The 13,409-nt window shown below is 56.4% G+C and carries 9 protein-coding genes and 2 pseudogenes; 9 read left to right on the forward strand and 2 right to left on the reverse strand.

What is annotated here, in order from left to right; translation table 11 throughout:
• Positions 1 to 110 precede the first annotated feature (110 nt).
• The 4 genes and pseudogenes from glpA to gntR all read left to right on the forward strand — a co-directional run bounded on the left by glpA (position 111) and on the right by gntR (position 5,799).
• Positions 111 to 1,796, forward strand: a complete 1,686-nt coding sequence (glpA, locus tag HC231_RS01520; RefSeq protein WP_425490503.1) for an anaerobic glycerol-3-phosphate dehydrogenase subunit A — start codon at positions 111 to 113, stop codon at positions 1,794 to 1,796.
• Positions 1,786 to 3,044: pseudogene (glpB, locus tag HC231_RS01525) on the forward strand (glycerol-3-phosphate dehydrogenase subunit GlpB). Before glpA ends, glpB begins: the two are co-directional and overlap by 11 nt.
• Positions 3,044 to 4,246, forward strand: coding sequence for an anaerobic glycerol-3-phosphate dehydrogenase subunit GlpC (glpC, locus tag HC231_RS01530; RefSeq protein ID WP_208229426.1), 1,203 nt, complete (start codon positions 3,044 to 3,046; stop codon positions 4,244 to 4,246). Before glpB ends, glpC begins: the two are co-directional and overlap by 1 nt.
• Positions 4,247 to 4,804: 558 nt before the next feature.
• Positions 4,805 to 5,799: pseudogene (gene gntR / locus HC231_RS01535) on the forward strand (gluconate operon transcriptional repressor GntR).
• Between the two features lie 50 nt (positions 5,800 to 5,849).
• Here the strand turns inward: gntR and HC231_RS01540 are convergent.
• Positions 5,850 to 6,368 carry a gluconokinase gene (locus tag HC231_RS01540; RefSeq protein WP_208229427.1) on the reverse strand — a complete coding sequence of 173 codons (519 nt, stop codon included), beginning with the start codon at positions 6,366 to 6,368 and terminating at the stop codon, positions 5,850 to 5,852.
• A gap of 258 nt (positions 6,369 to 6,626) precedes the next feature.
• Between HC231_RS01540 and gntT the strand changes: the two genes are divergently transcribed.
• Complete coding sequence (gntT, locus tag HC231_RS01545) at positions 6,627 to 7,943, forward strand: gluconate transporter (protein ID WP_208231184.1); 1,317 nt, start codon at positions 6,627 to 6,629, stop codon at positions 7,941 to 7,943.
• 129 nt (positions 7,944 to 8,072) lie between these two features.
• Here the strand turns inward: gntT and HC231_RS01550 are convergent, their stop codons facing one another.
• The gene (locus tag HC231_RS01550; RefSeq protein WP_208229428.1) at positions 8,073 to 8,666 is read right to left on the reverse strand and encodes a YhgN family NAAT transporter; all 594 of its coding nucleotides are present in this window, start codon (positions 8,664 to 8,666) and stop codon (positions 8,073 to 8,075) included.
• Positions 8,667 to 8,998: 332 nt separating this feature from the next.
• Here HC231_RS01550 and asd point away from each other — a divergent pair, with 332 nt between their 5' ends.
• The 4 genes from asd (at position 8,999) to nikA (ending at position 13,403) form a co-directional block, all read left to right on the forward strand.
• Complete coding sequence (gene asd / locus HC231_RS01555) at positions 8,999 to 10,102, forward strand: aspartate-semialdehyde dehydrogenase (RefSeq protein WP_208229429.1); 1,104 nt, start codon at positions 8,999 to 9,001, stop codon at positions 10,100 to 10,102.
• Positions 10,103 to 10,276: 174 nt separating this feature from the next.
• Positions 10,277 to 10,675 (forward strand): nickel-responsive transcriptional regulator NikR, encoded by a 399-nt coding sequence (gene nikR / locus HC231_RS01560; protein ID WP_208229430.1) that lies wholly within the window; start codon positions 10,277 to 10,279, stop codon positions 10,673 to 10,675.
• Between the two features lie 307 nt (positions 10,676 to 10,982).
• A complete protein-coding gene (locus tag HC231_RS01565; RefSeq protein WP_208229431.1) occupies positions 10,983 to 11,762 on the forward strand; it encodes a class I SAM-dependent methyltransferase in 780 nt (259 codons plus the stop codon).
• 15 nt (positions 11,763 to 11,777) lie between these two features.
• Positions 11,778 to 13,403 carry a nickel ABC transporter substrate-binding protein gene (nikA, locus tag HC231_RS01570; RefSeq protein WP_208229432.1) on the forward strand — a complete coding sequence of 542 codons (1,626 nt, stop codon included), beginning with the start codon at positions 11,778 to 11,780 and terminating at the stop codon, positions 13,401 to 13,403.
• Positions 13,404 to 13,409: the final 6 nt, after the last annotated feature.

The following is a 13,409-nucleotide window of genomic DNA, read 5'->3' on the forward strand; positions in this document are numbered from 1 at the left end:
TTAATCGCCATATTATTTTCGTTTAATGTTCGTTTTTGCTCTTTATCAAACATTAACCCTGTGCTTTGTGTTCCAATAACTCGGTGTAACGAGCCGCGTGAAGCGAGGACATGATGCAAAATAATGGGGCATACCGGGAAACCGATGTCGTTGTGATTGGCGGTGGCGCAACGGGAGCCGGAACGGTGCGGGATTGCGCGCTGCGGGGGCTGCGCTGCCTGTTGCTCGAACGCTATGATATCGCGACCGGGGCGACCGGACGTAATCATGGCCTGCTGCATAGCGGCTCGCGTTATGCGGTGACCGATGGCGAATCCGCGCGCGAATGTATCGAAGAAAATCAGATTTTGCGGCGTATCGCCCGTCACTGCGTCGAACCTACCGATGGCCTGTTTATTACCCTGCCGGAAGACGATCTCGCCTACCAGACTCAATTTATCGCCGCCTGTCGTCAGGCGGGGATCGATGCGCAGGCGATTGATCCGCAAGAAGCCCTGCGGCTTGAGCCGGCCGCTAATCCAACGCTTATCGGCGCGGTGCGGGTTCCCGACGGTACGGTGGATCCTTTTCGTCTAACCACGGCCAATATGATCGATGCGGAAGAACATGGCGCCGAAGTGTTGACCTACCATGAGGTCACCGGCCTGATCCGCCAGGGGGATCGCATTACCGGCGTGCGCGTTTTCGACCATAAAAGCGGTCTGACAAGCGAAATCTATGCGCAGGTAGTGGTTAATGCCGCCGGGATCTGGGGACAGCATATCGCCGAGTATGCCGATCTGCGGGTGCGAATGTTTCCGGCGAAAGGCGCGCTGCTGATTTTGGGGCATCGCATCAATAACATGGTGATTAACCGCTGCCGCAAACCGGCTGATGCCGACATCCTGGTGCCGGGCGATACCATTTCGCTGATCGGCACCACCTCAACCCATATCGACTACGATCAAATCGATAATATGACGGTCACGTCCGCCGAAGTGGAAACGCTGATGCGGGAAGGCAGCAAACTGGCGCCGCAGCTCGCGGCTACGCGCATTCTTCGGGCTTATGCCGGCGTCCGGCCGCTGGTGGCCAGCGACAGCGACCCCAGCGGGCGCAGCGTCAGCCGCGGCATCGTGCTGCTCGATCACGCCAGCCGCGACGGTCTGGAAGGCTTTATCACCATCACCGGCGGTAAATTGATGACCTACCGGCTGATGGCCGAATGGGTAACGGATAAAATCTGTGAAAAGCTGGGGCATCGCGCCGCGTGCGTCACCGCCGAGCGGCCGCTGCCCGGCTCGGAGCCCGGCAACGCGCGTTCGGCGTCCAATCCGTCCTCTTTCGCGGGGAATTCGGCTACATCACAATCATCTTCGTCTTTATCCGCGCCGCTGCGCGGATCGGCCATTTATCGTCACGGCGAACGCGCCGGGCGCTTGCTGTCCGGCGAGCGCCTGAACGGCAGCTTGGTATGCGAATGTGAGGCGGTCACCGCGGGCGAAGTGCGTTACGCGGTGGAATCGCTGCAGGTTAATAATCTGATTGATTTACGCCGGCGTACCCGCGTTGGGATGGGAACCTGTCAAGGCGAGCTATGCGCTTGCCGGGCCTCGGGGTTGCTGTGCCGGTTCGGACAATCGACGCCGCAGCAGTCCATTACCCAGTTGAGCCAGTTTCTGAACGAACGCTGGAAAGGCATTCGGCCCGTCGCCTGGGGGAATACTCTGCGCGAAAGCGAGTTTACCAGTTGGGTCTATCAAGGGTTGTGTGGTTTGACCGCCAGCGACAGTGAGGAGGAAAACCATGCGCTATGACGTGGTCATCATCGGCGGCGGATTGGCGGGGTTAACCTGCGCGATTCGGTTATCCGAACAGGGCAAACGTTGCGCCATCGTCAGCGCCGGGCAAAGCGCTTTGCATTTCTCATCGGGAGCCTTGGATCTGCTGGCCTGTCTGCCGGATGGCCGGCCGGTCAACCAGCCGCTAAGCGCGCTGGATGAACTCGCCCGACAGGCGCCCCGTCATCCTTATTCGTTGATCGGAGCCGAAAGCGTCGCCGCGCTGCTGCCGGACGTTCAGCAACTGCTGACGCGTAGCTCGATATCCATGCTGGGCGATTATCGGCAAAACCACCTGCGGATGACGCCGCTGGGCAAGTTTCGTCCTTGCTGGCTTAGCCCGCCGGATAGCGTGACGCAGGGGTTGCCCGGCAGCGAACGCTGGCGGAATCCGCTGGTCGCCGGTATTGAAGGTTTTCTTGATTTTCAATCGCGTATCGTGGCCGGAACGCTTCAGGCCCAGGGCATCGCCGCCCGGAGTGATGATGTAAAGCTGCCGGCGCTGGACCGGCTGCGCTGTAATGCCAGCGAGTTCCGGGCGGTGAATATTTCCCGGGTGCTCGATCGGCCGGAGAACCGGGCGGCGCTGGCCGAAGAGCTGGCGGTATTGGCCAGCGGCAACGATGCGGTGATTATGCCTGCCTGTCTGGGGCTGGATGAGCCTTCCATATTGGCCGAGTTGAGCGAACGGGTGGGCAAGCCGGTTCAACTGCTGCCGACGTTGCCGCCTTCCGTTCCGGGGCTGCGGTTACATCAATCATTATTGCGCCGCTTTCGCCAGTTGGGGGAATCGTCATGCCGGGGGATCGGGTGGAAAGAGCGATGCCGGAGGCGCGGGAGATGGCCCTCTATACCCGCAATCACCAGGATATTCCGCTGCGGGCCAGGCACGTGGTGCTGGCCAGCGGCAGTTTCTTTAGCAACGGCCTGTCCGCGCGGTTCGACAGGGTCATTGAACCCGTTTTCGGGCTGGATGTCCGTTTTGAGGCGCATCGCGAGGCGTGGAGCCGACAGGACGTGTTCGCCGCGCAGCCCTATATGCAATTCGGGGTGATAACCGATAAGAATCTGCGCCCCGCCATCGGCGGCAAAACGGTGGATAACCTGTATGCCATCGGCGCGGTGCTGGAAGGGTTCGATCCCATTACGCAAGGGTGCGGCGCCGGAGTATCGATGCTTAGCGCGCTGTATGCCGCCGACCTGATACTGAAGGAGAGCGACTGATGAGTTTGCTTACCGATAATAGCTTCGAAAATTGTATCAAGTGTACGGTGTGTACGACTTATTGTCCGGTCTCCAGGGTTAACCCGCTCTATCCGGGGCCGAAACAGGCCGGGCCGGATGGCGAGCGTCTGCGGCGTAAAGATCCCGCATTGTATGATGAAGCGCTCAAATACTGCACCAACTGTAAACGTTGTGAAGTGGCCTGTCCGTCAGACGTAAAAATCGGCGATATTATTCAACGCGCGAAAGCCAATTACAGCGCTCACAAGCCCTCGTTGCGCGACGCCATCCTGAGCCATACCGACCTGATGGGATCCGTTTCCACGCCGTTTGCTCCGCTGGTGAATACGGCTACCGGCTTGAAACCGGTGCGCCAGCTATTGGATAAAGCCTTAAAGATCGACCATCGGCGTCAGTTGCCGAAGTATTCTTTCGGCACGTTTCGCCGCTGGTATCGCCGGCAGGAAGAAACGCAGCAACGTTACGCCGAGCAGGTCGCCTACTTTCATGGCTGCTATGTCAACTACAACCATCCTCAACTGGGGAAAGATCTGATTAAGGTGTTTAACGCGCTAAACGTGGGCGTTCAACTGTTAACCAAAGAGAAGTGCTGTGGCGTGCCGCTGATTGCCAATGGTTTTCACGATCGGGCAAGAAAGCAGGCGCGGATAAATATTAAATCGCTGAATGAAGCGATCAACGGTAAGGCGATACCGGTGGTGGCGACGTCATCCAGCTGCGCCTTTACGCTGCGCGACGAATATCCGCATTTGCTGGGTATTGATACGCGCCATGTCCGCGATGGCATTGAACTGGCGACCCGTCAGCTATACCGCTTGCTGGAAGAGGAAGGGCGCGAGTTGCCGTTGCGTTCGCTGCCGCTGCGGGTGGCGTACCATACGCCCTGTCATCTGGAAAAAATGGGCTGGACGGCATATACGCTGGCGCTGTTGCAGCGCATTCCCGGCATTGAACTCATCGTGCTGGATTCTCAGTGCTGCGGGATCGCCGGCACCTATGGCTTCAAAAAAGAAAATTACGCGACCGCGCAGGGTATCGGCGCGCCGCTGTTTCGCCAGATTGAGGAGAGCGGGGCCGATGTGGTGATCACCGATTGTGAAACCTGCAAATGGCAAATTGAAATGTCCTCCAGCAAGCCGTGTGAACATCCGATCACGCTGCTGGCCCGGGCTTTGGCGTAGGATTGACCGGCGGAATAAAAAACCGCGGGCGCGACTTTTAACGCCGCTTGCGACGGCCCGAAGCGATGAGCGGGAAAGGGGATGATAAAAAAATGCTTTACAGACGAGAATGATAATGATTATTATTGCAGTGCGTTCCGGGGGAGCCGAAGAGTATGCTCATGTGGATGATATTCACATAACGATTTCGGTTTTACCGTGAAAGCACGACATTGCTCACATTGCTTCCAGTATTTATTTTAGCCAGCTCGGGTGCTGGCTTTTTTTTTGTGGATCGTATCCCTTCCAGCCGCCTTTCGGATTGCCGCAATCTGCGTTAAAAAACGCGCCAGACGTTTTGAGTCTGATGACCAACCTGCCGGTTCTAAAACCCCACCCCGGTCCTCCCCTTCGCCGGGGAGGGAGAAAACCCCCGTTTTTAATGAGCCAGCTCCTCCCCCGGATAAGGGGGAGGGAGAAAACACAGCCTGCCGTTGCCAAAACGCCGGATCCGCATATGCCCTGCGTTCATTTTTTGCTAGACTTCCGCTCAATATTTGCTGGCGTTCTCCGTAGATAATGAAGAAAAAAAGACCGGTTCTCCAGGATGTTGCCGATCGGGTCGGCATTACCAAAATGACGGTGAGCCGTTATTTGCGTAACCCGACTCAGGTTTCTGCTCCCTTGCAGGAAAAGATAGCCATCGCGCTTGATGAGTTGGGCTACATCCCCAATCAGGCTCCCAATATGCTTGCCAGCGCCACCAGCCGGGCGATAGGCGTGTTACTGCCGTCGTTAACCAATCAGGTATTCGCGGAAGTGCTGCGCGGCATTGAACGGGTTACCGAAGCGCAAGGCTATCAAACCATGCTGGCCCATTACGGTTATCATCCCGAGAAGGAAGAGCAGCGGCTGACGTCGTTGCTGGCTTATAACATCGACGGCCTGATTCTGGCCGAGCGTTTTCATACGGATCGCACCCGGCAGATGATTGATGTCGCGGGCATTCCGGTTGTGGAACTGATGGATTCGGTATCTCCCTGCCTGGATATGGCGGTCGGGTTCGATAATTTTGAAGCGGCGCGGCAGATGACCCGGCATATGATTGCGCTGGGGCATCGCCATGTCGTCTATCTGGGGGCGCGGCAGGATGAGCGCACCATCATAAAATGCCAAGGTTATGAACAAGCGATGCGGGAGCACGGGCTGGAGAGCCACAGCGTGATGAGCAAACTCGCCTCTTCCTATTCGCTGGGGGGGAATTATTGCGGCAGGCGCAGGCGGAGCACCCGCAGATCGACAGTATTTTCTGTACCAATGATGACCTGGCCGTCGGCGCCATGTTCGAGTGCCGGCGTCAGGGGCTACGCGTGCCGCAGGATATGGGCGTCGCCGGCTTCCATGGTCACGATATCGGCCAGGCGATGGAGCCGAAGCTGGCCAGCGTGCTGACTCCCCGTGAACGCATGGGACAGATTGGCGCGGAACGCCTGCTTCAGCGGCTGCGGGGCGAACGCGTCGCGCCATCAATGGTCGATGTGGGGTTTACCCTGCTGGACGGCGGCAGCATTTAACTGAACGGCCTTGCTTGGGCCGTGGCGATAACTTTGCCGCCGCCGGATCGTCACTTCGGCTGGCGGCCGTGCAACGCCTTAATGCAGCGTTTAACCACTTCTTCCATGCTGCCGTCGATGTCCACCGTCAGGACGTCAGGCTCGTCGCTGCCCGGTTCTTCCAGCGCATCAAACTGGCTTTTTAACAGTTCCGTCGGCATGAAATGCCCCGCCCGGGCTTTATGCCGCGCCAGAATGGTATCAAAACCGCCTTTCAGATAGAGAAAAGTCATCCCTTTATTGTCGCGGCGCAAGTGGTCGCGGTAGCGTTTTTTTAATGCCGAACAGACGATGATGCCGGTTTCATTTTTGTGATACAGGCTGTAGGCGGCATCGTTCAAACGATCCAGCCAGGGGGCGCGGTCTTCATCATTCAACGGCGTACCGCTGGCCATTTTCTGAATATTGGCGCGAGGATGCAGATCGTCGCCATCAATGAACTTCGCACCAATCGCTCGGGCAAGCTCGGCGCCTACCGACGATTTCCCACTGCCCGACACGCCCATAAGAATAATGCTCTGACCCGGCATAATTTGATCCCCATCCCAAAATGTAAATTAAGTGCTGCTTACTAGTTTCATATTTTAACATGTTACCGGTATCATGATACCGGTAACATCAAGAGGTGTGACAATAATCACAAAGGATTTTATGTAATAACCAACGTTCTAATCTCTGTTGTCGTCAGCCTGGATTAACGGGATGACGTTAAAGAAAGAATAACCATCTCCACTTCCCTGCCGCGATCGGCTAGGGGTATGAATAATAAACGATTGGAGAAACAGATTATGCCATTAGTGATTGTCGCTGTTGGCGTCGCGATACTGCTATTATTGATGATTCGCTTTAAGCTGAATGGTTTTATCTCATTGATTTTAGTAGCGTTGGCCGTCGGTATCATGCAGGGAATGCCGGTAGATAAAGTGATTGCCTCCATCAAGAGCGGGGTGGGCGGCACGCTGGGAAGTCTGGCATTGATCATGGGATTCGGCGCGATGCTGGGTAAGTTGCTGGCCGATTGCGGCGGCGCGCAGCGCATCGCCACCACATTGATTGATAAATTCGGCAAGAAACATATTCAATGGGCGATTGTGCTGACCGGTTTTACCGTAGGGTTCGCACTATTTTATGAGGTCGGTTTTGTCCTGCTGCTGCCGTTGGTGTTCAGCATCGTCGCCTCGGCCCGGATTCCGCTGCTGTACGCCGGCGTGCCGATGGCCGCCGCGCTGTCCGTCACCCATGGTTTTTTGCCGCCGCACCCCGGACCGACGGCAATCGCCGCTATTTTTCACGCGGATATGGGAAAAACGCTGCTTTACGGTACGTTGCTGGCGATCCCCACGGTAATTCTGGCCGGTCCGGTTTATGCCCGGTTTCTGAAAGGCATCGATAAACCTGTTCCCGAAGGGCTTTATAATCCGAAGCAGTTTTCCGATGAAGAGATGCCGAGCTTTGGCGTCAGCGTCGGCACGGCGCTGGTTCCCGTCATTTTGATGGCCTTGCGGGCGGTGGCTGAAATGGTGTTGCCGAAAGGACATTCCTTTTTGCCTTACGCCGAGTTCTTCGGCGATCCGGTTATGGCGACGCTGATCTCCGTGCTGATTGCGATTTTTACCTTCGGTCTGAATCGCGGCCGCTCGATGGATGAAGTCATGGCGACCATCACGGACTCGATTAAAATCATTGCCATGATGCTGCTGATTTTGGGCGGCGGCGGCGCGTTTAAGCAGGTGCTGGTGGACGGCGGCGTAGACAAATACATCGCCGTCATGATGGAAGGCAGTTCCATTTCGCCCATCTTGCTGGCCTGGCTGATTGCCGCCACGCTGCGCATCGCGCTGGGATCGGCGACGGTCGCCGCTATTACGGCCGGCGGGATTGCCGCGCCGCTGATTGCCTCCACCGGCGTCAGCCCCGAACTGATGGTGATTGCGGTCGGGTCCGGCAGCGTGATTTTCTCCCACGTCAACGATCCCGGCTTTTGGCTGTTCAAAGAGTATTTCAATCTAACCATCATGGAAACCATCAAGTCCTGGTCGGCGCTGGAGACGATTATCTCCGTCTGCGGACTGATCGGGTGCCTGCTGTTGGCGATGGTGGTGTGACGAAGGGGCGTCAGGCGGAGTGTTTTCTCCGCCTGCGTTTGCCGGCGCCTGTCTGTGAAGCCGGGACGCCTGGTCGGCCACGGTCGGATAACAACGGGTTCCGCCTCTTGGGCGGCGTTGATTACCGCGTCACAGCTTCATATAGGCGCGTACGCCGTCCAGGAACATCTGCGTTGACAGCATCACCAGAATTAATCCCATCAGCTTTTCCAGCGCGCTGACGCCTTTCTCTCCCAGCAACCGTAAAAACAGATCCGACATTAACAGGAGCGCGAAAGAGATTGACCAGGCGATAAACAGCGCCAGCGTCAGGTGGGGCAACTGGTCGGGATATTGGTGGGAAAGCAGCATCAGCGCCGCCAGAATCGACGGACCGGCGACCAGCGGGATCGCCATCGGCACCAGAAAAGGCTCTTCCCCGGCGGGCAAACCGTTTTTGTGGCCTTCCTGCGAGGGGAAGATCATGCGGATGGCGATCAGGAACAAGATGATCCCGCCGGAAATCGATACCGTTTCGGTGCGCAGATTCAGGAAGGCCAGGATCCGCTCGCCGGCGAAAAGAAAGATCAGCATCAGACCCAGAGCGATAAGCATTTCACGAACTAGCACGACGCGTCGGCGTTTAGGATCCAGATGTTTCAGCACCGACATGAAAATCGGCAGATTGCCGAGGGGATCCATAATTAACAGCAACAAAACGGTTGCCGAGATCATTTCTGTCATTTTAGTTTTTTGCTCCTGAGCGCCAATAATATGGTACGTCGTCCTGCATAAAAGCAGATGATATTAGAATGACTGCTGAAAAATGTCGTGCTATCGAATAAATTCACTTGCGACTTTGCGTACATTTTGTATGGTTAAAGCCGTTATACCCGTCATATTTCAAGTTGCAGGCGTGTTGGCGGCGTTTGCCCGAATTACCCGGTTTTACCCGTTTCCCGGAGTTCGCCCGTTTGCCGCCGTATTGGGTATACTCTTAATGTATTTACTATCAATTACTACACTAAGACTGCATCCAGGATTCTTTTTGTTACCCCCAAGGTAGGACAGTTACCATGAAAAATGTTGGTTTTATTGGCTGGCGCGGTATGGTCGGTTCGGTTCTCATGCAACGCATGGTCGAAGAACGCGACTTCGACGCGATCCGCCCGGTATTCTTTTCCACTTCTCAGCACGGTGAACCGGCGCCAACGTTGGGAGGTCAACAAGGCGTATTGCAGGACGCCTACAGCCTGGAAGCGCTGCGTGCGCTGGATATCATCGTCACCTGTCAAGGCGGCGATTATACCAATGAAATTTATCCAAAGCTGCGTGAAAGCGGCTGGCAGGGATATTGGATTGACGCCGCTTCCTCCCTTCGCATGAAGGATGACGCCATTATTATTCTTGATCCGGTTAACCATGATGTGATCAAGCAAGGGCTGGATAAAGGCATTAAGACGTTTGCCGGCGGCAACTGTACCGTCAGCCTGATGCTGATGTCGCTGGGCGGCCTGTTCGCCAACGATCTGGTGGACTGGGTTTCGGTCTCCACTTATCAGGCGGCTTCCGGCGGCGGCGCTCGCCATATGCGCGAACTGCTGGTGCAAATGGGCATGCTGCACGGTGAAGTCGCGAAAGAACTTCAGGATCCCGCTTCAGCCATTCTGGATATCGAACGTAAGGTTACCTCGCTGACCCGCAGCGGTACGCTGCCGACCGACAACTTCGGCGTGCCCCTGGCGGGCAGTCTGATCCCGTGGATCGACAAACAGCTGGATAACGGCCAGAGCCGCGAAGAGTGGAAAGGTCAGGCGGAAACCAACAAGATCCTCGGCACCAGCAGCGTGATCCCGGTTGACGGTCTGTGCGTCCGTGTCGGCGCGCTGCGCTGCCATAGCCAGGCATTCACCATCAAGCTGAAAAAGGATGTCGCGCTGCCGGAAATCGAACAGATGCTGGCGACCCATAACGACTGGGTGAAAGTGGTGCCGAACGATCGCGACGTCACGATGCGCGAGCTGACGCCGGCAGCCGTGACCGGTACGCTGTCTACTCCGGTTGGCCGTCTGCGTAAACTGAACATGGGGCCGGAATATCTGTCCGCGTTTACGGTCGGCGATCAGCTGTTGTGGGGCGCGGCCGAACCGCTGCGCCGTATGCTGCGCATTCTGCTGTAATCCTGTTCCCGATTTGGCGCAGCGCCCCAGGCGTTGCGCCTCTTCCGCGCTATTATTCTGACAGAACGTTGTCGATTATCACTTAATTGATTTGATGCGTATTCATTACGCCATCCGCCTTTTATAATTGCCGGCAAACTTCCTCTCCATTCTCTTTCTCTAACGAGGCTGACGGTGCAAAGACTGACGATTTCAATGGATGATCAACTGGCGCAGAACTTTGACGAACTGATGCGGCGTAAAGGTTATGCCAATCGTTCAGAGGCGTTCCGCGATATGCTGCGCCGCGAGCTGGGGGAAATGACGCTGGAGACGGATAAGAATGGCGAATGCGTGGCGGTGTTGAGCTACGTCTACGATCACCATGAGCGTCAGCTTTCCAGCCGGCTCGCCGATATGCAGCACGATCATCACGATTTGACGGTTTCCACCATGCATACGCATCTGAGCCATGAGGAGTGCGTGGAGACGATTATTTTGCGCGGCGCCACGCTGCAGGTTGAGCGCTTCGCCGAGTCGGTGATGGCGCAAACCGGCGTGCGCCACGGGCGGTTGAATCTTATTCCGTTGTAACGTTCAATGCCCAATGCCGTCATGGGCGGGCGCTCCCCGCTTCCCCCTATGGGTAAACCCCAATACCGCCTTAGCCGTATGTTAAGTCAGATCAAAAAAGTATGATTTTTTTTGTAAAGTTCATACTCCGCGATTAAATCATCCCCTGCTATCTGATATAAATCGGGCATAGAAAAAAACGTCGCGCTGCGGCGGTCCGAAAGGGGATGGGCAGGACGGCCATCATAAAAAAGAAGTTATTTCTTGTTCAGCGCCGGCGCGTTGGTGACCTACACGCTGGTCTGAACGCTGTTACAGGACACATTGCGTGAGCCAACTCCTTGTCGAAAATGAAGGCCGCGAGCTATTGGATGATGTGCAGTGCTACTGGACGTCCCGTGCCGCCAGCTACAGTAAACTGAACGCCGCCGAATTGGCCAACGCCAAGCGCGACGCCTGGCTGAAAAAAATCAGCGAATACGCGCCGCGCAAACCGCTATTAAAGGTGTTGGATATCGGCAGCGGGCCGGGATTTTTTGCCGTGACGATGGCGCTGGCCGGGCATCAGGTGACGGCGGTCGATATTACGCAGGCGATGTTGGATCAGGCGCGCGCTAATGCGGCGCGCTACGGCGTTGAGGTGAATTTCGTGTTATCGGATGTCCACGCGCTGCCGTTTGCTGATGACCGATTTGATCTGATTGTGACGCGTAATGTGACCTGGAATCTGGACGACCCGCAATGCGCCTATGAAGAATGGCATCGGGTGCTGGCGCCGGGGGGAAGGTTGATTAATTTTGACGCCAACTGGTATCTGCAACTGTTTGATGAACAAAGCCGTCTCGGCTATCTGGAGGATCGGGCCAACGCCCGCTATCTGGGGCTGGACGATCACTACGTCAATACCGATACCGCCGCGATGGAAAATATCGCCCGCCAGTTGCCGCTCAGCCGCGAGCGCCGTCCGCAGTGGGATACCCAGGCGCTGCTGAAATGCGGCTATCGCAAGATTTCGCTGGATACGCGCGTGGGTGATGAGCTGTGGGATGAGACGGAAAAAGTGAACTACGCCTCGACGCCGATGTTTTTGATATGCGCGGAAAAGTAATCATCGGGGGATGACATGCCGAATATCAAAGCGGCGCTGGCGCGGCGATTCCGTCGCCATGCGCAGGTCGGCTGTCTGGCATTGGGCCTGTTCGCGCTGAACGGATTTGCCGCAGAAGCCATAGCGAACGCCGTTCCGCCTACGGCGATCGCGCTGAATTACGCCAGCGTCAATGATATCCAGGATATTAATCCGCATCTTTATCGCGGCGAGATGGCCGCGCAAAATATGGTGTTTGAGCCGCTGGTCGTTAATACCGAACAGGGCGTGAAGCCGTGGCTGGCGCAAAGCTGGGATATTTCGCCGGACGGTAAGCGCTATACCTTTCATCTGCGTCGGGACGTGACCTTCAGCGACGGCGAACGGTTTGATGCCCAGGCGGTGAAACAGAATATTGAGGCGGTGTTGGCGAATTATCAGCGCCATGCCTGGCTTGAGCTGGTACGGCAGATCGATAGCGTTGCGGTGGTGGATGACTACACCGTCGCGCTGAATTTGAAAAATCCTTATTACCCCACGCTGGTGGAGCTGGGATTAACCCGGCCTTTCCGCTTTATCTCCCCGAAAGACTTTATTGACGGTCAAAGCAAAAATGGCGTCCGCGCGTATGCCGGAACCGGGCCGTGGCTGCTGGCCGAGTATGTGAAAAACCAGTATGCCGTGTTTAACGCCAATCCCCGCTACTGGGGAACGCCGCCAAGGCTTCGTCGGATAGTGTGGAAAGTCATTCCCGATCGCCAAAGTATGCTGTTGGCGTTGGAAAAAGGCGATATCCAGCTGATTTTCGGCGCCGATGGCGACATGATTGACGGCGATAGTTTTGTGGCGTTGCAGGCGGGGGGCAAGTTTCATACCGCAATCAGCGAGCCGGCGGCTTCACGGGCGCTGGTGTTGAACAGCGCCCGGCCGATCGTCGCCGATCGCCAGGTGCGGCTCGCCTTACAGTATGCGGTGGATAAACAGGCGATTGCCGAAGGCGTGATGGCGGGCAGCGAAAGCGTGGCGGATACGCTGCTGGCGCGCAACGTTCCTTATTCCGATATCGCCGGTTTGCCGGTTTATCGCTACGACATAGAAAAAGCCAAAGCGTTGCTGGATCAGGCGGGATGGAGGTTGCCCGCAGGCGGGATAATCCGTGAGAAGCGGGGCGAACCGTTGCAGTTGGTGTTCTCTTATAACGCCAACAACGCGGCGGAGAAGCAAATCGCCGAAGTGGTGCAAAGCAATTTCCGGCAGGCGGGGGTGGGCGTCACGCTGGTCGGCGAAGAGAAACAGGCTTATCTGGACAGGCAGAAATCCGGGAATTTCGATCTGCAATACTCTTTGTCCTGGGGGAAACCTTACGATCCGCAGTCTTACGTTTCTTCGTTTCGTCTTCCGGCGCATGCCGATTATCAGGGGCAAAAAGGGCTGCCGGATAAGGCCGAGCTGGACGCGCTGATTGGCCGCGTGTTGATTACCCCGGATGATGCGACGCGCCGGGAACTGTACCGCCAGATATTTATGCTGCTGGCGCGGGAAGCGGTCTATATTCCGTTGACCTATTCGCGCACCAAAGCCGTGTTCAGTAGCCGCCTGCAAGGCGTGGCGTTTAATCCTTCCCAGTATGAGATCCCTTTTGAAAAGATGTACTGGCGTTAGTCGAGG

This window comes from Brenneria izadpanahii (genome assembly GCF_017569925.1).
Lineage (GTDB): Bacteria > Pseudomonadota > Gammaproteobacteria > Enterobacterales > Enterobacteriaceae > Brenneria > Brenneria izadpanahii.

Coding starts and splice junctions, on each gene's coding strand:
- glpA (WP_425490503.1), top strand. CDS start 111: ATGATGCAAAATAATGGGGCATACCGGGAAACCGATGTCGTTGTGATT.
- HC231_RS01540 (WP_208229427.1), bottom strand. CDS start 6,368: ATGCCGGGTCAGAGCATTATTCTTATGGGCGTGTCGGGCAGTGGGAAA.
- gntT (WP_208231184.1), top strand. CDS start 6,627: ATGCCATTAGTGATTGTCGCTGTTGGCGTCGCGATACTGCTATTATTG.
- asd (WP_208229429.1), top strand. CDS start 8,999: ATGAAAAATGTTGGTTTTATTGGCTGGCGCGGTATGGTCGGTTCGGTT.
- nikA (WP_208229432.1), top strand. CDS start 11,778: ATGCCGAATATCAAAGCGGCGCTGGCGCGGCGATTCCGTCGCCATGCG.
- HC231_RS01550 (WP_208229428.1), bottom strand. CDS start 8,666: ATGACAGAAATGATCTCGGCAACCGTTTTGTTGCTGTTAATTATGGAT.
- glpC (WP_208229426.1), top strand. CDS start 3,044: ATGAGTTTGCTTACCGATAATAGCTTCGAAAATTGTATCAAGTGTACG.